19 protein-coding genes are annotated in these 21,744 nt (G+C 56.6%); 11 read left to right on the top strand and 8 right to left on the bottom strand.

What is annotated here, in order from left to right; genetic code table 11:
- The first annotated feature begins 4 nt into the window (after positions 1-4).
- The 4 genes from JUE67_RS03155 to JUE67_RS03170 all read left to right on the top strand — a co-directional run bounded on the left by JUE67_RS03155 (position 5) and on the right by JUE67_RS03170 (position 2,270).
- On the top strand, positions 5-286 hold the full coding sequence (locus JUE67_RS03155; RefSeq protein WP_373301784.1) for a hypothetical protein: 282 nt from the start codon (positions 5-7) through the stop codon (positions 284-286).
- Positions 283-534, top strand: coding sequence for a hypothetical protein (locus tag JUE67_RS03160; protein WP_125696126.1), 252 nt, complete (start codon positions 283-285; stop codon positions 532-534). The genes JUE67_RS03155 and JUE67_RS03160 overlap by 4 nt, the downstream gene beginning before the upstream one ends.
- Before the next feature lie 215 nt (positions 535-749).
- Positions 750-1,496, top strand: a complete 747-nt coding sequence (locus JUE67_RS03165) for a gamma-glutamyl-gamma-aminobutyrate hydrolase family protein (RefSeq protein WP_203626104.1) — start codon at positions 750-752, stop codon at positions 1,494-1,496.
- A gap of 15 nt (positions 1,497-1,511) precedes the next feature.
- Positions 1,512-2,270 carry a gamma-glutamyl-gamma-aminobutyrate hydrolase family protein gene (locus JUE67_RS03170; RefSeq protein ID WP_203626103.1) on the top strand — a complete coding sequence of 253 codons (759 nt, stop codon included), beginning with the start codon at positions 1,512-1,514 and terminating at the stop codon, positions 2,268-2,270.
- Between the two features lie 119 nt (positions 2,271-2,389).
- Here JUE67_RS03170 and JUE67_RS03175 read toward each other — a convergent pair whose 3' ends face one another.
- Positions 2,390-3,529 carry a baeRF6 domain-containing protein gene (locus JUE67_RS03175; protein WP_203626102.1) on the bottom strand — a complete coding sequence of 380 codons (1,140 nt, stop codon included), beginning with the start codon at positions 3,527-3,529 and terminating at the stop codon, positions 2,390-2,392.
- A 792-nt stretch (positions 3,530-4,321) separates the two neighbouring features.
- On the opposite strand from JUE67_RS03175, the gene JUE67_RS03180 reads away from it, so the two are divergent.
- Entirely contained in the window at positions 4,322-4,828 is a 507-nt protein-coding gene (locus JUE67_RS03180; RefSeq protein ID WP_203636968.1) for a hypothetical protein, read from the top strand.
- Positions 4,829-4,895: 67 nt separating this feature from the next.
- Here JUE67_RS03180 and JUE67_RS03185 read toward each other — a convergent pair whose 3' ends face one another.
- Positions 4,896-7,265 (bottom strand): phosphoketolase family protein, encoded by a 2,370-nt coding sequence (locus JUE67_RS03185; RefSeq protein WP_203626100.1) that lies wholly within the window; start codon positions 7,263-7,265, stop codon positions 4,896-4,898.
- A 244-nt stretch (positions 7,266-7,509) separates the two neighbouring features.
- Here JUE67_RS03185 and JUE67_RS12805 point away from each other — a divergent pair, with 244 nt between their 5' ends.
- Entirely contained in the window at positions 7,510-7,638 is a 129-nt protein-coding gene (locus tag JUE67_RS12805) for a hypothetical protein (protein WP_263852813.1), read from the top strand.
- 27 nt (positions 7,639-7,665) lie between these two features.
- The gene (locus JUE67_RS03190) at positions 7,666-7,839 is read left to right on the top strand and encodes a hypothetical protein (protein WP_203626099.1); all 174 of its coding nucleotides are present in this window, start codon (positions 7,666-7,668) and stop codon (positions 7,837-7,839) included.
- 129 nt (positions 7,840-7,968) lie between these two features.
- On the opposite strand, the gene JUE67_RS03195 is transcribed toward JUE67_RS03190, so the two are convergent.
- A complete protein-coding gene (locus tag JUE67_RS03195; RefSeq protein WP_203626098.1) occupies positions 7,969-9,291 on the bottom strand; it encodes a replication-associated recombination protein A in 1,323 nt (440 codons plus the stop codon).
- Between the two features lie 250 nt (positions 9,292-9,541).
- On the opposite strand from JUE67_RS03195, the gene JUE67_RS03200 reads away from it, so the two are divergent.
- Both JUE67_RS03200 and JUE67_RS03205 read left to right on the top strand, forming a co-directional pair.
- Positions 9,542-9,868 carry a hypothetical protein gene (locus tag JUE67_RS03200; protein WP_125696119.1) on the top strand — a complete coding sequence of 109 codons (327 nt, stop codon included), beginning with the start codon at positions 9,542-9,544 and terminating at the stop codon, positions 9,866-9,868.
- Between the two features lie 8 nt (positions 9,869-9,876).
- Positions 9,877-10,449: a GNAT family N-acetyltransferase gene (locus JUE67_RS03205; RefSeq protein WP_203626097.1), complete on the top strand. Its 573-nt coding sequence runs from the start codon at positions 9,877-9,879 to the stop codon at positions 10,447-10,449.
- Between the two features lie 59 nt (positions 10,450-10,508).
- Here the strand turns inward: JUE67_RS03205 and JUE67_RS03210 are convergent, their stop codons facing one another.
- Together JUE67_RS03210 and JUE67_RS03215 are read right to left on the bottom strand one after the other, a co-directional pair.
- Entirely contained in the window at positions 10,509-11,966 is a 1,458-nt protein-coding gene (locus tag JUE67_RS03210; protein ID WP_203626096.1) for an NCS2 family permease, read from the bottom strand.
- 275 nt (positions 11,967-12,241) lie between these two features.
- A complete protein-coding gene (locus JUE67_RS03215) occupies positions 12,242-13,237 on the bottom strand; it encodes a D-2-hydroxyacid dehydrogenase (protein WP_203626095.1) in 996 nt (331 codons plus the stop codon).
- A gap of 263 nt (positions 13,238-13,500) precedes the next feature.
- Here JUE67_RS03215 and JUE67_RS03220 point away from each other — a divergent pair, with 263 nt between their 5' ends.
- The gene (locus tag JUE67_RS03220; RefSeq protein WP_203626094.1) at positions 13,501-14,559 is read left to right on the top strand and encodes a D-alanine--D-alanine ligase family protein; all 1,059 of its coding nucleotides are present in this window, start codon (positions 13,501-13,503) and stop codon (positions 14,557-14,559) included.
- 568 nt (positions 14,560-15,127) lie between these two features.
- Here JUE67_RS03220 and JUE67_RS03225 read toward each other — a convergent pair.
- Together JUE67_RS03225 and JUE67_RS03230 are read right to left on the bottom strand one after the other, a co-directional pair.
- Positions 15,128-16,594 carry a family 20 glycosylhydrolase gene (locus JUE67_RS03225; RefSeq protein ID WP_203626093.1) on the bottom strand — a complete coding sequence of 489 codons (1,467 nt, stop codon included), beginning with the start codon at positions 16,592-16,594 and terminating at the stop codon, positions 15,128-15,130.
- Positions 16,587-17,897, bottom strand: coding sequence for a sialidase family protein (locus tag JUE67_RS03230; protein WP_203626092.1), 1,311 nt, complete (start codon positions 17,895-17,897; stop codon positions 16,587-16,589). The genes JUE67_RS03225 and JUE67_RS03230 overlap by 8 nt, the downstream gene beginning before the upstream one ends.
- Positions 17,898-18,002: 105 nt before the next feature.
- Between JUE67_RS03230 and JUE67_RS03235 the strand changes: the two genes are divergently transcribed.
- Positions 18,003-18,620, top strand: coding sequence for an SGNH/GDSL hydrolase family protein (locus tag JUE67_RS03235; protein WP_203626091.1), 618 nt, complete (start codon positions 18,003-18,005; stop codon positions 18,618-18,620).
- Between the two features lie 105 nt (positions 18,621-18,725).
- Here the strand turns inward: JUE67_RS03235 and JUE67_RS03240 are convergent, their stop codons facing one another.
- The gene (locus JUE67_RS03240; protein ID WP_203626090.1) at positions 18,726-21,707 is read right to left on the bottom strand and encodes a glycoside hydrolase family 2 TIM barrel-domain containing protein; all 2,982 of its coding nucleotides are present in this window, start codon (positions 21,705-21,707) and stop codon (positions 18,726-18,728) included.
- Positions 21,708-21,744: the final 37 nt, after the last annotated feature.

A 21,744-nucleotide genomic window follows, 5' to 3' on the forward strand; every position in this document is an offset into this window, starting at 1 on the left:
GCTTTTGCCCATTGCAAAAAAATTCGCCGACTTGCTCGGCATCGATAAAGGAGTGACAACGATGATCTTCATCAATGCACCACTAGAACAAGACAAGATGATCGAAACACTTGAAAGCTACAACGAAAACGGTGTGACCTTCAAGCTCGAAAAAAAGGCAGGTATGAAGCTCACCTTCTCCACGAACATGGAAGACCTCGACGCAGCGGCCAAACTCGCTAAGTCGACGATCAAGGCGCAGCGCTGGGCGTCTGTGCTCTACTTCCAAGTCGGCGTCGAAAAGTGACCAAAAAAGCTGACGCGCCAACGCCTGAGTCCAAGCCGAAAAAGGACTACACGCCAGGGTTGCTGCCACTTGCCATCGGGTTTTTCATCATTATGATCAGCCCGACTGTGCCTGGTGCGACCCGTGCGGATCCCGGCCTTGTGACCTTGGGCATCGCGTTTGTGCTCGTCGGGTTCTACATGATGACCCGCAAGCACACGAAAAAAAAGCCGACTGACGCCAGCGCGCAGTCGAACAATAAGAAGTAAACGAAACGGCGACCTCTTCTGGGGCCGCCGTTTTTTTGTGTCTGGTGATCAGCCCTGCGATCGTCTGTGAGCCAGCCCCGCGATCGTCGCCTTTGGAATGGCAAAGCCGAGCGCGCCACCACCTATTTTCCGTTTCGCAAAAGGCCTTCGAATTGCGCCGATCGGCCTCAGCCTCGTATGATTAAAGTAAAGCCAGTTCACTAGGAGGGCTACCTATGCACCCAGTCATCGCGATTCCTGCCGATAGCCTCACCACGCCCAGCGCCGCCATTAATCTCAATCAGGCGGATTACTCACCGCACATGATCAAAAACGCGCTGATCGCTTGCAAAGCGGTCCCGATCGTCCTGCCATTTCCAGAAGTCGATGATGCCGTGACGCCGCTTGTCGATCATTACATCGGCCTGTTCGATGGGCTCCTGCTGCCAGGCGGCCCAGATATCGATCCGACCCTGTACGGCGAGAAGCCCATCCCAGAATTAGGCGCAGTCATTTATCCAGAGGATCGCTTTGAAGTCGCCCTCGTGCGCAAGGCGATCGCAGCCGGCAAGCCGCTTTTTGCCATCTGTCGTGGGATGCAAGTGTTGAATGTGGCGCTGGGCGGCGACTTATATCAGGATCTGGTCACAGAAGATCCGGATTCGCGAATCCGCCACGCCCAAGCAGCATCCGGCCAATATCCGACGCATCATATCAAAACAATGGCTGATAGCCGGCTGAAAATGTTGCTGGGCGAGCGCGTCTATGTCAATTCGCGCCATCACCAGGCAATCAGGCGTGTGGCCCCGAGCCTAAAAGTCACCGCCGTTGCCGAAGATGGCGTGGTCGAAGGCGTGGAGAGCCGCGATTCACATCAATTGGTCGGCGTGCAATGGCATCCGGAAAATCTGTGGGAAACGCAGCCCAGCCAGCTAGATCTATTTGCCGACCTTGTCGCCCGCGCCATCGCGCATGCCCAATAAAAAAGGAGTGAGCTCATGCGACCGCTGATCGCCATTGCCGCTGATGTGATCGAAGACACCAGCGTTTTCACCAAGCCCAATACTGTCGACATCGCCCCAACCATGTTCAAAGACACCGTGATCGAAGCCGGCGGGGTTCCGGTGATCATTCCGTTCCCCTCGCACATGCGCGAGGCTCCGGGGCTGATCGAGCGCTTCGTGAGCCTGTTTGACGGCCTGATCATCCCCGGCGGCCCAGATGTGGACCCCACGCGCTATGGCGAGCAGCCCGGGCCCTTCATCGGTGCCGCCATGCCGCGCCGCGATGCCTTTGAGCTCGCGCTGATCAAGGCGACGCGCGCCGCACGTAAGCCCATGTTTGGCCTTTGCCGAGGCAGCCATATTCTCAACGTCGCATGCGGCGGGAGCTTATATCAGGACCTCGCCAGCCAAAAACAGGACAGTCTGCGCCATCTGCAGCGCACCTCAGGCGAATACCCAACACACCACGTCACGATCGCACACGACTCGCGACTCTATTCGCTGATCGGGGAAAAAGCATACGTCAACTCCCGCCACCATCAGGCCGTCCGCAACCTGGGGCACGGCTTGAAGGCGATTGCCACCGCCCCAGACGGCACCGTCGAAGGCTTTGAAAGCACAGCCGACGACCTGATCTTCGGCCTGCAATGGCACCCGGAAAATCTTTGGCAAGATGACCCGGCGGAGCTGTCGATCTATCAGGACTTCATCGCCCGGGCAGCGGCGCACCATGATGCGGCTGGGGCGCTTTGAACCGGTGATCAACGACTCTTGCGTCCCGTCAATGTGAAGACAAGCATCGATTTAGATCCGTCGAATCAAAAAGGAGCGCCGACGTAACGTCAGACGCTCCTTTTTTTGCCCCCGCGCGCTTATTCTTCGCTGTAACGACGAATGGCTGCGGCTGCCGGTTCCATCAGATCACTTGGCAACACATTCACCGTGCCGCCCTGCGCGATCGTCAGGTCGGCCAGGTCATTGAGTAGATTGTTGTGCTTCGCCATTTCACTTTCGGTATCGATCTTTTGCCCATGCAGACGCCCATTGATGCGCGCGCCTTGGCGAATCACCAACTGCGCGATTGCCCGATGATGCAACGCATCGATAATGCCACCGACATCTTCGAGATAGCGGCCTTTGCTGCGCGCACCATCCAGCTGAGCAGAAATGGCCTCTTGGCGCTGGCGAACGTGTTCGAGCCGCACTGGGTCGACCGCTTCGTCCAATTGACTCAGCGTCATGTTAGCCGGGCTTGCTTCCACCTGCATCGACCCGGACAGATGCGTGTTGCGTGATACTTCGCAGAACATGGCAATATTTTGCGGTAGCCCCATCACGACCAGGCGACGCGCATTGGGCTTGGAAAAATGATCTGCGACATAGCTATCCACCGCCTGATAATAGCGACGGCGGTCGATCTCGTCTTCTTCGGACTTCGCATTGTGGCCATGATACGTGGCGCCTGGTCCGCCTTGGCGCACCGAATTGAGGGACCCGCCGCGCAGCTCAGTGCCCAACGTCCCCTTCAGCGTCAATGGGGCATCGGCACCAAGGGCAACCGGCGTCAGAACGTCCCCTGCATTGTGATACAACCCGATCTGATCGCCTTGCAGCGTCAGCAGGTCAAAATCCAAATGGCGTTGATCATCCAACAATAGTGGCAAGATCTGCGGCATTGCCGTGACCATCGCCATTTCTGAGACCGGATATTCCAGATCACGGATGTAGATCGCATCGCTGTTCGCAAGGACCCCCATCCCTTGACCGGAGAGACTGGCGATCTGGCTTGGATCGTCGACCAACGGCTGCAACAAGTCGGCAAACGGCGCCCAATCAACCTCAGGCCAAGCGGAAGCCATCACCTCTTTGGCGTGAGTGAGCAGGTGGCGCATCTTCAGTTTGGATTTATCCGCACTTTGATTTGCCTCGAGGGGCATGTAAAGCGAAACGAACGGACCGCTGCTTGCCTCGGTCAATAGATCTTGGAGCGTGGTATAGGTCATCGTAGCCATGAACAATCGTCCCCTTTCTGTAGTGGCACTACTATTTAAGTATAGCAAGAACCCCCGCGTTAAGGCAAAAAAGCGCTTGCACCGTGCCCCATCTGGTTTCTTTTGAAAATCATAACTTTCTGCTCACAAAATCTTCACAGCTGGCCGGTATTCTGATCAACATAGAAGCGAGCCAGTCACTTGTTTCATTACCCCAAACCCTTTTTCATTCAACACTCCTCCAAAGTGTGGCCGGTACCAGCCGGCATGATCCCGCCTTCCCCCCAAGGACGGGATCTTTTTTGTAGGGTGCGGAGCCGAGCGTTTAGGGGTGGGCAGATAGTTCGGCCTGGGCGGTTGATGGCGTTCTTAGCCATCGAACGACTGGGACGACTATCTGTCCCACCCCTGCTCGGCGAAGCCCAACTGAGGGTGCGGAGGCCCGCGAGATGGTGGGGCAGCTAACTTGGCTTGGATGCTTGAGGCGCTCTTCGCCTCGAGTACACAAGACAGTTAGATGTCCCCGCCATGCGGGCCGAAGCCCAACTGAGGGGGCAGAGCCGAGCGTTTAGGGGTGGGCAGAGAGTTCGGCCTGGGCAGCACGTTCCCCCGCACAATTTCCGCGCGCCAGTTTTCTCAATTCTGACCCCCTACCCCCCCTTTTCTCTGCTAAGCTCAAAGCAGAAAAGAGGAATCCCAATGCCAAGACCCACGCCTCCACGCAATCACAGCGGCTTGATCACCTTGCTGTGGTGTCTACTGCAAGGAACAAATATTTTTATCGCAGCTATTGCCGCCCAGACCGCCGGAATTATGACCACAGAATTCCTGAACCCTGCGATGGTCAGCACCTTTTTGCTGTTTTACCTGACCGGGCGGACACTCAACTATGGCCTCATTCACCTGCTGGGCTATCACGCGGCGGCGGCGCTCGACGACATTGGCGGCAGCGCGTCCAGTCGCCCGAGCGTCTCACTACCAGATTTTCAGCGGAGCAGCACCCATTTCAAACACATCTATCATCAGCGGGCAAAAGGGCACCAGCTGCTTTATCAGACTGGCTTCATCCTGATGGAGAGCGGCGTGACCTGGGCCACCACCGCGCTATTCAATCATTTTTTCCCCGCCGGCAGCGCCCGGATCTGGGTGTGGCTCGGGTGCTGGCTCATCGTGCTGATCGCCTGGACGATCGGGTATGAGACCTATTTTCCAAAAGTCTTCCGGCTCAACGTGCTGATGACGGAGCACGGCCAACCGGTCTTCATTCGCCGCGGGGTGCCCCTGCCGCGCATCCCCGACAACATGCGCGCGGACGACTGACCTAGCTGAACGCAAAAAGGCGCCGCACTCCCTCAATCAAGGGAATGTGGCGCCTTTTGCACGCGAGTTACTTGATTGGCTTCCAGGTCCAGTTCAGGACTTCAGGAATATCTTCGCCGGTCTCGCGAATATAATCGTAGTGATATTGAAGCGTGTCATCCATTTTCTGCACAAAGCCCGCGGCCTTCTGCGCGAAACTTGGGACATGCAAGATAATGTCCTTGGCCAAGTGGAAGCGGTCGAGCTCGTTGAGCACCCGCATGTCAAACGGCGTGGTGATCGCGCCTTCTTCGCGGAACCCATGGACATAGACGTCGCGGTTGTGGCGGTCAAAGAAGATATCGCGAATCAGGTCCTCGAAGCCATGGAAGGCGAAGAAGACTGGCTTGTCCGCGGTGAAGTACTGGTCAAAGACCTCATCGCTCAGCCCACGCGGATCACTCTTCTTCAGTTTCAACAGGTCCAAGACGTTGACAAAGCGAATCTTCAGCTCTGGGAAGTTGTCATGGAGGATGTCGATCGCGGCGAGGCTTTCGAGGTTTGGCTCGGTGCCGGCTGCCGCCAAAACAACGTCTGGTTCAACCCCATCATCCGTCGATGCCCAGTCGATGCGCTTCAGGCCGTTATTGGCCAGGACCGTCGCCTCTTCGATGGAATAGAACTGCGGCCGCGGTTGCTTTGATGTGATCAGAAGGTTGATCGTATTTTCACTGGAAAAGACTTTCGGCGAGATCGCCAACAGGGAGTTCGCATCCGCTGGGAGATATTCGCGAATGTATTCGCCCTTCTTTTCCGCCAAATGGGTGAGGACACCCGGATCCATATGGGTGTAACCATTGTGATCCTGCTGGAAGGAGGTCGACGTCGACACGACGTTCAGCGATGGATACGGCTTGTGCCACTTCTGCTCATGTGCTTCACGCAGCCACTTGAAATGCTGGGTGAGCATCGAATCGACCACGCGCAGGAAGGCTTCATAGGACGTGAAGACGCCGTGGCGGCCCGTCAGCGTGTAGCCTTCAAGAAAGCCTTCCGCCTGATGTTCGGACAGCTGCGAGTCGATGATTCGGCCACTTGCCGCCATGTCTTCATCGGAGCCATTCGTTGAAATGCCTTCTAACCACTGACGGTCAGTGGTCTCGAACAAGCCATACAGGCGGTTGGACATGGTCTCATCCGGCCCGAACACGCGAAAGTTATGCGCGTTGAGCTTGATCAGGTCACGCAGGTAATCCGACCAAATGATCATATCCTGCTTGACGTTTTTCCCATGCTCCGTGTTGTCCAGCGCGTATTGCTTATAGTCCGGCAACACCAGCGGCTTCGCGTTCAAGCCCATGTTGGTGATCGGGTTGGCGGTCATCCGCTTGGCCCCTTTTGGCGTCAACGCCTTCAGTTCCGGCTTCAGCACACCATTTTCATCAAACAACTCTTCTGGCTTGTAGGACTTGAGCCAAGCGACCAGCTCATCCGCATGGGTCATATCGTCGCGCTTGACCGGAATTGGCACCTGATGCGCGCGGAACGAACCTTCGATCTTCTCGCCGTTGAATTCCTTCGGGCCCGTCCAGCCCTTAGGTGTGCGCACGATCAACACCGGCCAATGCGGCATGGTCGCATCATGTGTCTCGCGGGCATGCTTTTGAATCGACTTGATCTCTTCGATGATCGTATCGAGCGTCTTGGCCATTTCCGGACTAAGTTTCTCCGGATCGTCGCCTTCGACAAAATACGGATGCCAGCCCATGCCTTCATAATACTTAGTCAGATCCGCATCGGATTTGCGCGACAAGATCGTCGGATTTGAGATCTTGAACCCGTTCATGTGCACGATCGGCAACACAGCGCCATCCGTGATGGGATTGATGAACGTGTTGGAGAACCAGCTGGTCGCCAGCGGCCCCGTTTCACTTTCGCCATCCCCGATCACCGTGGCCGCAATGACCTCAGGGTTGTCCAAGATTGCGCCGGTCGCATGGCTCAGCGCATAACCCAGCTCGCCGCCTTCATGAATGGAGCCAGGAATCTGCGCATTGGCATGAGACGCCGCACCACCTGGAAAACTGAAGCGCTTGAACAGCAACCTCATACCCGTCTCGTTTTGCGGCATTTCCGGATAGGCCTCAGAGTACGTGCCATCCAAATAAGCATTGGAGATCATGACCTGACCACCGTGACCCGGGCCTTCAATATAAAACATATCCAGGTCGTACTTGTTGATCACGCGGTTGAGATGCGCGTAGATGAAGTTTTGGCCGGCAATGGTGCCCCAGTGGCCCAGCGGATTGAATTTCACATCGCTTGATTGAAGTGGCCGCTTCAACAGCGGGTTATCACGCAAGTAAAGTTGGCCAACGGAGATATAGTTCGCCGCGCGCCAGTATGCGTTCAGTTTGGCAAAGTAGGCTGTGGAATCAAAATCTTTGATAGCTGCCATGACGTAATCCCTGCTTTCTTAATTGTTGACTTCAGTGTAGCACAAAATAAGCAAGTCTGCTTAACAATACTTACAACAACTTATTGCGATTTGTTGGTCACCCTTAGTCTAGCAACTCGGCCGCGCCGACCCAAACAATGTGTCTCGAGCAATCAGATTTTTGTAAAAGTTGACCCGCCGCGCCCCTTCACGGTGTTAAAATAATCACAAGGGGTTCGACCCCGGTTCATAAGGAGGCGGCGACATGACGAAAAGTCAACGATTGACAGCACTCGGCGGCATCTTGATCGGGGTGTGCGCCACGCTACTCGTTCAGTCTTGGCTCGACCAAGTCGTGGTGATTCATGACGATCGCCGACCGGCCCAGCCATAGTTTCAGTTCGCAAAGGAGTGGAGATCCATGAGACTAACATTTTTCGAATGGTTGATCGCTGCATTTGCACTTATCGCGTTGATCGCGCTGATCGCGATCGGCGCCTATATTAGCGCCATCGTCGTCGCCCTACTAATGGTGGGCGCGATCTTGATCGACCGTGACCCGCGCAACGATCTTCGCGGCAAGCATTTGATCTAACTAGACAAAGACGACGCCTTGCTCGGACAACAGACTGAGGTCTTACTCCGACCGCGCGTCCCTATCAAAAAAGTCCGCAGTTGGCCAAAATTGGCTTTCTGCGGACTTTTGTATTGCTTGCTTTGCGGCTTACTGGTTGTCATGTTCGGCATGCCAGGCCTTGATCTGGTCCAGCCGGGCCTTCACGCGTGCCTCACTGCCCTGATCCGTGGGGTGATAATAGGTGCGACCTTGCAAATTGTCCGGCATGGTCTGCATATTAGTCAGCTTATCGGCGCTGTTATGTGCATACTGATAATCCTTGCCATAGCCGAGGTCCTTCATCAGCCCCGTCACACCGTTTCTGATCTGCAGGGGCACCGGCTCCGCGAGCGTTTCCGTCGCATCTTTTTTTGCCGATTCGTAGGCGGTATACAAGGTATTCGATTTCGGCGCCATACTCAAATAGGTCACCGCATGCGTCAGGTGCACACTGCACTCGGGCATCCCGATGAACTGGCAGGCCTGAAAAACGGCGATCGCGATCTCCAAGGCGCGGCTGTCGGCCATGCCGATGTCTTCCGAGGCAAAACGCACAAGCCGCCGTGCGATATACAGCGGGTCTTCCCCTGTTTCCAGCATCCGCGCCAGCCAGTATATGGCCGCGTCGACGTCTGAATTGCGCATCGATTTGTGCAACGCAGAGATCAGATTGTAGTGCTCCTCACCGTTTTTGTCGTACAGCAGCGCCTTTTTCGTGAGCAACTGGCCCACGACCGCAGCCGTTAGCGTGATCGGCTCACCGTCGCTTTGATCGGCGTTCGTTACCGCCATTTCCAGCGTGTTCAGCGCGATGCGGGCATCCCCGTTGGCAAAATCGGTCATGCGTTCAAGCAGCGCCTCGCTGACCTGGATCGTTTGCGAGCCATAACCGCGGGGGTCGCTAAGGGTCTGGTGCAACACCCGCACGAGGTCTTGCGTCGTCAGGGGCTGAAGCACGAACACCCGCGTCCGCGACAGCAGCGCGGCGTTCACCTCAAATGAAGGATTTTCCGTCGTCGCCCCGATCAAGATGATCGCCCCGCGCTCCACATACGGCAGAAAGGCATCCTGCTGAGCCTTATTGAAGCGATGAATCTCGTCGACAAAGACGATGGTTTTTTGCCCGAGCTCGCGGTTGGAGGCGGCTTCTTCCATCACCACCTTGATCTCCTTGATGCCGGCGGTGACCGCCGAAAATGTGACGAATTGCGCCCGGGTGCGGCGCGCGATGATCTGCGCGAGTGTGGTCTTTCCAACACCAGGCGGCCCCCAAAAGATCATCGAAGGCACCTCGTCATTTTCGATCACGCTGGTCAACACTTTGCCCGGCCCCAGCAAATGACTTTGGCCGACAAATTCTTCCAACGTTTGTGGCCGCATCCGGTCTGCCAGTGGCTGAAACTGGCCGGGCTGATCAAATAAAGAGGCCATGCCGCTCACTTCCTTTGTTGCGGGCCTGCTATCCCGCGGGCCTGCGCATCCTTTTAGTTGAGCTCCGGCCCGCATAGTGGGTCCATCTAACTGGCTCTTGCACTCGAGGCCTAGTGCGCCTCAAGCGCAAGAGCCAAGTTAGCTGACCCACCATCCCGCGGGCCTGCGCATCCTTTTCTTCATAATACCATGACAACTCCTTGTTGGCGGGGGTATGCTACACTTAAGAAAAGCGAAATGAGGTGCAAGGATGACTGATACAAAAGTACTGGCAAGTTTTCCAAGCGGCGAGTTCGCGGCGTTTTCCACCGCAAAGATGTCGTATTTTTTGCCCATGCGTGCGGACATGACCCGCAGTGAGATCGAACAATTCTTCGGCGAGGACGCAAAATTCGTGGCGCTGACTCCGATGCCGACGGTCGAACTCCATTTGCCCGACACCAAAGTCCAGATCGCACACCCTGGCGACATCATCGCCCATTTTATCAACGGCAAGTATAAAGTGATCTCCGAAGAATACTATAACAAAAATTTCAACGCGCCGATCGTCGACAAAGACGACCATGGCATGATCTGAGGCGTCCCATGACTCGTTTTGAAAAATACCACCCGCTTTTATCCGCCCACTACACCATGGACTGGCTGACAATGGCCAAGCTCAAGGATGTGTTTGCCCTGCGCAATGATCCGCTGGTCGCCGCCATTTCGGGCCGCGAGCGCGACAGTAGCATCGAGGCCACCGCCCATTACGTCAATCAGTCGATGCGGCTCGTCATGGCGGACCGCGCGTTGCTCTATGGCGTGACTGCGCGCGATGACCGCAGTTTCTGCGGCAGTTTTTGCCTGTGGAATTTCAGCGAAAACAAGACGCAGGCGCAGATTCGCTTCGAGGTCCTCGCCGCCCAAGCGAGTCGCCCTGTGATGGCTGAAGTGCTGCCGCGGATGCTGGGCTTCGCCTTTTTCGAGCTCGGGGTCACTCAGGTCTATGCCCTGTTGCCGGAAACCGCCACAGCGGATGTGGCCCTGCTGAAGGCAAACCACTTCACGGCAACCTCGACCGGCCGGACGCGCACAATGCCAGACGGGCAAAGCGTGCCGCTGCTCAAATTGACATTGGCCGCAGATACGGTCAAAAATGACCCGCGGTATCAATTCTAGTTCAGCCACAAAAATGGCGCCTCCACCCAGTGAAGACGCCATTTTTTTGTGCCGATTTTTTACAAGACAGCCAGCACAATGAAGTTCAAGATGAAGCCGATCGTCGCAATGCCTAAGACCGGATGAATGTCGCGAATCTTGCCGGTCAGAATCTTGACCAAGCAGTAGAAGATGAACCCGGCGGCGATCCCGTATGAGATGTTGTAGATGAGGCCCATCACAACGGACGCCATGAATGCCGGCAGCGCCTCTTCCATGCTGCTCCAATCGATCTCCTTGAGACTGGAGACCATCATGACCCCGACGAGAATGAGCGCCGGCGCAACAGCTTGAGTCGGCACGATGCTGATCAGTGGGGCAAAAACGGCTGAGAGCAGGAAGCAAGCCGCAGTGGTCACGGATGTCAGCCCAGTGCGCCCACCAGCGCCGATCCCAGCGGCACTTTCAACATAAGTCGTCGTGTTGGATGTCCCGAAGATCGCCCCGATCGACGTGGCGATGGAATCGGCGAACAGCGCCTTATCCATTTTCGAGGAGAAACCGTGGCCGGTCTCCATTGCAATTTCGTCGGCATCGGAGAAGATCCCGGTGCGCCGGCCCGTGCCGATGAAGGTGCCCAGCGTGTCAAAGGTATCGGAGAAACTGAAGGCGAAGATCGTCATCAAGCTGATCACGATCTTATCCGGCGAGGTGAACAGACTGCCCATCCCCTTGGCGGAAAAGGCTGCGCCAAATGTGGTGCTGAGCTGGCCGATCGCGTGGCCGAGCGAATTGTTCGCGGAAAAGTCAAGACTGGTGACCCCCATCGGAATCCCGATGATGGTCGTGATGACGATGCCCAGCAGAACCGCGCCTGGCACTTTTTTGATGACCAGGATCGCCATCACGAACAGGCCGATCAGCGCAAGCAACGCGCCGGACTGCGTGAAGTTGACCAGCGCCGGCACGATGCCGCCGCCTGTGACAACACCAGTGACGCCATCTTTATAGGAAGTGGTGCCGGCGTTGTAGGCGGCATTGTTGATGCTCAAGATGTTCGAACTATCCGATGTGAATTGCAGGAAGCCGGCATTTTTCAAGCCGATGTAAGCAACGAAGACGCCGATCCCGCCGCCGATCGCGTGCTGTAAGCTTTCTGGAATGGCGGTGATGATCAGCTTACGCACTTTCGTCACGGTGATCAGGATGTTGATAAGCCCGCAGATGAAGACCATCGCAAGGGCCTGTTGCCAAGAATAGCCGAGGGCGAAGACAACGGTGTAGGTGAAAAATGCGTTCAGGCCCATCCCCGGCGCCAGCGCGTAGGGAACGTTCGCGAACAGCCCCATAAACAGTGTCCCAACTGCACTTGCAATGATCGTTGCGAGGAAAACAGCCTGCGATGGCATGCCAGCCAACGACAGGACTTGCGGGTTGACGAATAAAATATAAGACATGGCAAAGAATGTAGTAAGGCCCGCAAGAATTTCACGACCGGTCGTTGTACCGTTCGCTTTTAATTGGAAAAAGCGATCCATGATGCACCTCTTTGTTCGTATTTGATGATAAACCCAATATACCAAAAAATAGGCGACAGTCAAGCGGAAACACGTCTTATTTTTAGTTTTTTAGATTTAACGTTCGGTTTATAACGAACAATGTACGTGCTGCGTCGTGAGGCAGCCAACATCATGCCGATTCTTGCTGATCAACGATAACTAGCCGGCAATCTTTGCTTTTTCCTCGTTCGTGTTTTTGGACAAGCAAAAAGGCCCCGCGTTTGTTTACTGCGAGGCCCTCAGTCAGCTGATTCTTATTTTGGATGGACGATCGTTTCCGTGGTGCCTGTGGTCAACAACTCTGTCAGGTAAGTCAGCGAGAACGTCACCATGTTGTGGACCGCCGTCTCGGTGTAATAGGCGACATGCGGTGTTAGAAGCACGTTCGGCATTTTCTGCAGCTGGTCCCATTGCGGATCGGAAAACCGGCCGGTGTGCGCCATATCCAGCAGCGCCGCCGTTTCATGCTCGTAAGTGTCGATGCCGGCCCCTGCTAAGTGGCCACTTTCCAGCGCCGCGATCATGGCGGCGGTATCGACTAAATTGCCACGCGCAGTATTGATCAGCACCGCCCCAGGCTTCATTTGCGCGAGCGCCCGCGCATCGATGATGTGATCATTCGCTGGGACGCCTGGAATATGCAAGTCGACCACATCGCTGGCCGCCAGCAATTCATCCATATCGGCATAGCGGCAGGCCAGTGTGTCGTCCTTGGAAGGATGCGGATCATACGTGATCACCTTGGCGCCAAATCCCGAAAACATCTGGATGGCCGCACGCCCAATGCGCCCCGCGCCGATGATGCCGACCGTCTGGCTGCGTAGCTCGCGGCCGATCAATTGCGTCGACCCCGCATAATCGCCATGGCGCAGAGCGTGCTCGACTTCGCCCACCCGTCGCAACAGGTTCAGCGTCATCGTCACCGCAAACTCCGCGATGGCTTCCGGGGAATACGCCGGCGTGTTGGCCAGCGTCACCCCATTTTTCGCTGCGGCCGCAAAATCGACATTGTCCGTGCCGACGTTGCGCAACGTCAAATAGTGGATCCCGTAGTCGCCCATTTTATCGAAGACAGCCGCCGAATATGGGGTCGTCTGCAGGCAGTTGATGCCATCGTACCCCTTTGCCCATTCGACCGTGTCGGCTTCAAGCAGTTCTTCTTTGATCGTCAGTTCGTTGCCTGTTTCTTGTGCCCATTGCTTCATATATGGAATCTCGTCGACGCGCGCCCCATAGGCAATGATTTTCAAGTTCGCCACTCCCTTTTTCAGATATTTTCAGTATACGGGAAGAACGACCCAGTTGGCTAGTCGAACCGCGGGGAAAATAACGAGCGACATCAGGCAGCCGCGAAGCGTTCAACCAAAAACAACGAAGCCACTCGACTCCTTAATTTTTAGTGAAAGCGCTTCATTCGTTCCATTGACTGGTTCGTTTGTGCTATGCTTAAGGTTCTAAAACTATCGGCTGCGCGGTTCACGCCGCGCGGGAAAAATCAGGAGGTTCTACCCTTATGAAAATTGCCGTATTAGCCGGCGGGCGCAGTACCGAGCGCAACGTCTCGTTCTCCAGCGGCTACCGCATCACCAACGCCCTTCGCGAAAAAGGGCACGAAGCGACATTCATCGACCTGTTTCTCGGCTACGACTTGGCTGGCAAAGCGCCAGTCTCAGCCTTTGATGACGCGAACACGTCCAAAGATCTGAAGATCTCCGATGCGATCTTGACCGACGCCGACATCAACGCGCTGCGCAGCGACGGCTCAACTGAGCTTTTTGGCCCAAACGTCCTTGCCATTTGCAAAGAAGCCGACATCGTTTTCCTCGCCCTGCACGGCGGCGACGGCGAAAACGGCAAGGTGCAGGCCGTCCTTGACCTGAACAATATCAAATACACCGGATCCAGCTCGACCGCATCCGGCATCACGATGAACAAGGTCTACAGCAAAGAGATCATGCTGTATCACGGCATTCAGACCGCAGCCTTCATCGAGTACACCCGCGATCAAGGCGCCACTGGCCACGTCTTGCCATTTGCCTACCCAGTTGTGGTCAAGCCAACTTCCGGTGGTTCCTCTGTCGGCACCCATATCGTGCACGATGCAGACGAACTGGAAAACAGTTTGAACGATGTCTTCCGTTTTGACAACTCGGCCATCGTGGAGGAATTCACCCCTGGGCGCGAGTTCTCGCTGGGCGTTGTCAACGGCCACGCTTTTCCAGCGATCGAGATTCAAGTCCATGATGGCTGGTACGATTTCGAACATAAATTCCAACCGGGTCACACCGACTTCGTGACCCCGCCGCATGACCTTGACGACGACGTTCACCAGGAAATGAAAGACGTTGCGGTTCAAACAATGAAGGTCCTCGGCATGCAAAACTACGGCCGTATCGACTTTTTTGCCAACGACGGCGGCGTTTGGGTCATCGAAGCCAATAACCTGCCAGGCATGACCCCACTCTCCCTTCTGCCACAAGAAGCCGAAGCGGAAGGCGTGGCCTACCCAGACCTCGTCGAAAGCATCGTCGAAGGCAAACTCGCCCTCTATGAAAGTGGAATGAATAATTAAGGAAGGGTGCGGAGCCCAACTGGAAAAGGGTGCGCCGGCTCGCAAGCCGGCGCGCCTTTCCATTTGTCTCATTTGACAACTGCGCCATGACCCGTCATAATACAGGGCATGGTGCCAAACCATACTGTGAGTCAGGACGATCGGCGCGCAAGCGTTCAGAAGGTCGAAGGGGCTCACTTTTTTTGTACAGATTTTTAGTCGACCACAGCCTCCCGCTTGTGTTGGCACCCGAAGTCACATTGCCGTCTCACCGGCATTTCTCATCTATTCGCCATTTATGTAACCGTTTTATTAAAAATGTCAAGGGGCAATCTTACCTTTAATTTGTGTAGACTTTTATTGATTTTGGCTATTGAGGCAGAGGCGCTGCGATGAGATAGTAATCATGTCTTCAAGGGGACCTCCCCATCCGCTTGAAGGCGTAGCATCCTCTAAAGACTTTCTCTAACGCCTAGGCGGCAGTGCGTTGCACAGCCGCTATTTTTGTGCAAAAAAAGCATCGAGCCGCCCGACACTTTGGCGTCTCGATGCTTCTTTTTTGCGACCGGGTCCTCACCGCGACACTTGGTCAGTCTTGCCCTGCCAGTGGCTTCAATGCCGCCATCAACCGCTGTTGCTCAGTCCACGAACGCGCCTCGTTGATCGCCGGTGTCCATGTTTTTGCCGCAAACGCCTGAAGCGCCGAGCTGATCTCCCGCCTGATCGTCTTTTCATCCGTCAGATCAGGTTCATCGCACCAGATTGCCATGGCCGCCCCGCAGATGCGCGGGTCGTCGTCTGGCAGCTCGGTGCCGGCGAACAGCCCCGGACGCCAATTCTCGTAGATGTTTCGGTCTTGATCTGGGACGTCGAAACTGTGCTGAGCGCGCCCGTCTTCCGGCATCTCGGTGCGCAGGACATAATAGAAGAACGTCGAATTGACGTTGAATAGCCGGCGCTGGCCACGTGCCAGAAAGACCGGCAATTCGGCCACCGCCTTGTTCCAATTCATCGGACACCAGTAGTCGATGCCAAGCGCCGGATCGATCTGGATCCGCTGAGGGGCACCCTGCTCCCCATTTTCGCTATAATACAGGCCGTCATTCCAGACGCGCGCGTGGAAGCCGTGTTCTTCAGCCAAGTCCGCGAGATCGGCGACATAACCGGCCAGTGCGTCTTTGAACGTCGCCTCCTTGCCATACCGGGCCTTGGCATAGGCGTCCAACACCGGCTGGTAAGTGGTCAAAAACGGCTCGCGGTCCAGTTCCATGTATTCATCGCCGCCAATGTGAAAGTCATGACACCCGGCAAACAGGGTAAAATACTCCTCATACAGGCTGCGGAAGTACGCCTTGGCTGCCGGGTCGGTAATATCCAATCCAGTCGTCGAACGGGTGCCATCCACCCCGCGCTGGCCAAACTCCGGATGCACCTTCAAAATATGTTCAACGTGCCCTGGCGTATCAAAAGACGGAATCACATCGACCTGATACCGCCGCGCCTCGGCCAAGATCTCGCGAACATACGCCTTGCTCAGATGATGCGTCGACACGATCGCCGGGTCCGTATCACAGTCGATCCGAAACCCACGATTTTCCGAAAAATGGAACTGCAAGGTATTGATGCGCAGGTATGAGAGCCAGTGAATGAGGTCCATGAACCAAGCCTTGGAAAAATATTTGCGGCCGGCATCGACAAATAGCCGGCGCTCGCCTAATGCAGGCTGTTCATGCACACTGCCCAGCGGCCAACCGCCGGCCACATGCAGGCGCGCAATCACAGTCCGCAAGCCGTACAGCAAACCCCGCGTGGTCGCAGCCGAAATGGTCAGGCATGCTTCAGTCGCTTCGATCGCGAATCCATCCCCACTGGCCATGTCGTCAGCCAGCGCCAGCCGCAAGACCTGCTTGCCTGTCCCGCCCGATGCCGGCAGCGTCAGGCCCCAGCCGCTTGTCGCTAATTCATCGGCAACGATCGCGACCAGGTCTGCGATCGCCGGTGTCTCCGCCCCGCTCAAGCGCGTTTCTGCATTCAGTTGCCACATTGGCTCAGTCATTTGTTTCCTCCATTTGTGAAAAATCCGCTAACGTAAAAATTTTCAAACATAAGCGCATATGCGCCCAATCAGTTTGATCGGCAATGCGCTCGTACAGCACCGCAAACCGCTGATCATCCAGCTGCGTCAGGCAAGAATAGCCAAACCCCATCGTGGGCGGTTCGACTTGCAGAACTTGCGACCAGGTCTGGCCGCCGTCGCGGGAGAGGTGAATCTGCCCATTTTGCCGTGTTTCGGTGGCGCTCTCCGCATGACTCGCCAACAGAACTGTTTTGCCCCGATCATAGAGATAACTCGCCTGATTGATCGGTGTGTGGAACCCGGTGACGGGGCGCAGTGCGCCAAAATGAGCCCCGCCATCGCGGCTTGTCGCCACCAGCGCATACGGCGCCGGCAGATGATTGCGCATGAACAGCTGAACGGTCCCATCTTGCGCCACGACGGCCTGCGCCTCGGTCAAGTTGGCCGCGCCCACATCACTTGTCGCCGGGTCGATCGCCTGGCCAGCTACCACGCGGCCCGCATTCGGCGTTTCACCCAGCTGCCAGGTCGCGCCATGGTCATCGCTATAGATCAGCGCCGCCGACATGAAGTGCGCCGCATTGGCAAAATACACCGGAAACAGCAGGCGACCTTGATGCGCACCGGCCTCGATCACCGTTCCGATGCCTGGCCCCGCCCCGAGAAAAGACATCCAGGGCTGTTTGACCTGCGGATTGAGATCAATGGGCGCCGACCAAGTCACGCCGTCATCATCACTGAAGACCGTCTGCAAAAACACAGTGGGCTGTTCCATCAAGTCCTGCGCGTTGTCGCGGGCGTGATACCAGTGATGCCCATCGATCATCGTCCCGTCCGCCTGCTGGCCAGTCGGCGTCCCGGCTGCATCGCGCACGACCCCTGCCCCGTCGACTGAAAACAAGTGGCCGGCTTCGTCGCTCAGTCGCCGGCCAAACGGGCCAAACCCCGTCCCGACGACGGAATTGAACAGCCCGACACCACTGGGCGAATGGGAAAACAGGACCCAGATGCGCCCAGTGGCAGGATCCTGCAGGCTGCTCGAGTCGATCGCCGAGGCGCCATTCAATCCGCGTCCAGGATAGGCGACGACCGTTTGCATCGGGCCAAACGTCGCGCCGCCATCCGTGCTACGCCGCAGCACACAATGAATCTCATTGGGACTGTCATTTGAGGACGCCACGCGCCCATCCGCAAACGCCAGCACCGTGCCGGCCGCCGTGGTCAGCAAATTTGGAATCCGGTAGGTGGCGATGCCATTTGTCTCTGGTTCAAAAAGGGCCATTTGTTTCTCCTTTACGCATAGTCGCGTCAAAAGTCCATATTCACGAGCTACGTCGCCATTGTGTTTTCCTTCTGGCCTCGTATCATGGCCACAGGAGGACTTAAAATGAAACGACTGATCACATTCGGCGATTCGGTGACGTGGTACGATCGCCAGCGCTATTTAGCCACCACGCATACCCCGGGGCAGCACTGTGTCGGCTACCAACAGGTGTTGCGGGCGACATTCGGCGTGCCCGTCCGCAATGAAGGTGTCTCCGGCGAAACGCTCCAGCAGATCGTCCAGCGTGTGGCCACTTTTGCCTTTCGCCCTGGGGACGTGCTGGTGCTGTTCGGCGGCATCAACAACTTCAACAAGGAGGCGCTCAGCCAGATCGGCTCGCCAAGCACGCTGGCGCCCGAGACCTTTACCGGCGCCACCAGACACTGCCTCACCCAGCTCGCACAGACGCACCCAAGCATGCCCGTCTTGCTGGTAGCCCCATATCCCGTTTATAAACGGGAAAAAGGTTGGAGCGCCGGCGCCTATCGTGAGCGAATCCTAGCCCTGGGGCGGGAATTCGACCGGCCGGTGTGTGACTTATGGGCGCTGGACGTCAAGGCGGACGTCACACGATTTTTCGCCGATGACGTGGCGCAGACCGGTTTCTTGTTTCACCCGACCGATTGGGGCCATCGCCTGATCGGCCGCCAGCTCGCGGATGCGCTCGCCCAGCTCAATTGAAGCAGGCAAATGTTAAAGGCCAACGAAAAACGGCGACGGTCCATGCGGCCCTCGCCGTTTTTGTCTATCTCAACGCAATGCCGCCCCGCGCGCCTTGGCCGCCGATCATTGTCCGGCCGCCTCAAAGCGCAGCGTCCATTGCCAATCGATGGTTTCCGGCGTCAGTCGATACTGTGCCGGAAGCCACGGGCCACAGCTGTTTGAACCGATGCCGGCCTGGGCAAAATCAAGGGTGAGAACCGTTTGATCCGAAACAGGCAGGTCGCGCCGGTTTTCCGCCCGAGTCAGGGTTTCCGCCGTGTACGGCAACACGCTGAATGAGGATGGCTGTGCGAATTCCGCCGTCATCACCTCCGTGCCAAGCTCGATCTGGACGCACCAGGTATGAATGTGACTGCCATTTTCCTGAGGGCGGACATACGGCTCATAATTTTGCTGGGCATCGGTCTCAAACCAGCCCAACACGCTGCCTTCCTGCTTGTCGATATAACTTTCGCGCGGGCCTTTGCCAAAATAGTGCACCGGCTTGGCCCCGCCGCCCAGCGGCATCACCAGCCCAAACCGCGGCCACTCTGCCATTTCGCCATTGCGGGCCACATGCACCGTTGCCCCGAGCGTGCCGGCCGCATCGATCGTCCACTCGGTTTCGACCGTCGCGATTCGCTGCTTGGACACCGCGGTCAGCCCAACGATCGCGGTGACGGTCACCTGGCCATCGCGCGTGTTGGCAGTCAACGCGTCACCTTTGAACACGACGCGGTCAAAGCCGTTGTCCTGCCACTCGTTTTTGATATTGCGATCATTGTCCGTCGGCGCCCGCCAGATCGTCCAGTGGCTCGGCCCGGCCAATGTTTCACGGCCGTAGCGCACCAACGAAGTCGGCGTGCCGAAATGCCGATCAAAGCGATAGGCAAAATTCGGGCCGCTGACCGTGATCGCAAGTGGCGTTTCGCTGACGGTCAGCTTGCCAGTCGAAGCCGGCGCCGCCGAAAGCGTCGGAGCCGCATCCCGCAAGATGATCTGCTGCAAACCTAGTGCTTCATTTGGCGTTGTCGCGTCTGGTGCGCCAAGCGCCCATTCCAGCGTGACCGGCACACCGGCGGGAATCTGGACCGGCAACTCGTATGTCGCAGCCGTTAGCGGCGCCAAGCCTGCCAAGTTGACCACCTGCCACGCACCGGCGACGCCATCAGTGGTCACCCGCGCAAAGCCACAATAGCGCGCAGCCGCCGTTGTGAACGCAAGCCGGTTGAACGCAGTCAGTTGGTCATTTTGCCAAGCCGTCAGTTGCACCGGCAAATGGACCGCCTGATATTCTTTCAGCCCGGTGTGCGGCGTACGGTCGGGATAGACCAACCCATCCATGCAGAAATTGCCGTCATTCGGCTCGTCGCCAAACTCACCGCCGTACCCATAGACTGGCGCCTCATCGACTGCCTCAGGATTCATCAGCATGGCGTGATCGCACCATTCCCACACGAAGGCCCCGACGAAATTGTCATATTGCTGCATCAACTCATCGTAGTGTTTGACGCCGCCCGGGCCATTGCCCATCGCATGCGCATATTCGCATTGAAGCAGCGGAATCTTCGGGTGTTCCTTCAAGAAGGCCTCGCAGTCTTCGGGGCTCAGATACATCCGGCTGTAGCAATCCACCAGCGGCAACGTCTGCGCTGGATCCTTTTCAAACCGGCTGGAAAATTGTTCGTAGTGGCGGATGCGGCTCGGGTCCGCTTGCTTCGTCCAGTCAAGGGCGGCGGCAAAATTCTGCCCCCAACCGGACTCGTTGCCCATCGACCAGCCAAAGATCGACGTAAACAAGTGATCCGCTTTGACCATGCGTTTCACGCGGTCGACAAAAATCGGCTGATACGTGGAATCGTCGGCGAGCTTATCGCCATCTGCGCCTGCGCCGACCAACGCGCCCGTGCCATGAGTCTCAATATCCGCCTCGCTCAGCACATAAAAGCCCATTTCATCGCAAAGCTCATAGAACCGTGGCGCCTTCGGATAATGTGAGGTACGAATCGCGTTGACATGATGGGCCTTCATCAACTGCAAATCGCGGCGCATTTCGTTTTCACCGATCGCCGCCCCTAGCCGCGGATCGCTGTCATGATAATTGACGCCATAGAGCTTGACCGGCGTGCCATTAAGTACAAATTGGCCGTCTTGATGGACCCACTGGCGAAAACCGACTGCAAACGGAATCACTTCCGCACCCGCCGTGATCGTCAGGTGATACAACACCGGGTCTTCCGCATTCCAAAACCGGCAGCCAGTCACCTCAATTTGAGTGCTGGCATCAAGCGGCCCCGCCGCCACCACCTGGTCGTGATCATCCGTGAGCTGATACGAAGCCGGCCCGGCAAACTCAAAGCGCGTCATGACCAACCGGCCCGTTTGTGTCGAGGGATCCGTTGTGATCGTCCAGTCGAGATCACCCAGATGCGTCTCCGGCCGGGTCAGCAGATAGATCGATCGGAACAGCCCACTCACGCGGAACTTGTCCTGATCCTCAAAATACGTACCAACGGACCATTTCAACACCGCGATGGTGAGCAGGTTAGTTCCGTCCACCAGATGATCGGTCAGATCAAACTCACTGTTGGCATGGGAGACCGTGTCGTAGCCAACGAACTGATGATTGACGAAGACATACAGACAGCTGTCCTTGCCTTCGACGTTCAAATAGGTGCGATGCCCCGCAGTTGGTGTGTACGTAAACTGGCGCTCATACACACCGATCGGGTTTTCGTCCGGGACAAATGGCGGATCATAAGGAATCGGATAATTCACATTTGTGTACTGATGCCGATCGTAGCCCTGATTCTGCCAGTCGCTTGGCACCGGCGCCGTGGCCGTGAGAAGCGCGTCGCCATTTTCCCAGAAGGTGGCCGGAAGCACGGCGGCATTTGGAAAATAGCCAAACGCCCACTGGCCATCGAGCAAGGTGACCTGGGCTGACGCGGTGCGATCGCCGGTCGAGGCCGTTTCCGCCGACTCATATGGAATGTAATAGGCACGCGGTGGGCAAGTATTCACCGTCAACGTGGTTGGATCTTCTGCCAAATTCAAAATCGTCATCTTCACTACCTCCTGAGCTATCTGCGCTAGTCGATCC

The organism is Lacticaseibacillus mingshuiensis, assembly GCF_016861785.1.
GTDB lineage: Bacteria > Bacillota > Bacilli > Lactobacillales > Lactobacillaceae > Lacticaseibacillus > Lacticaseibacillus mingshuiensis.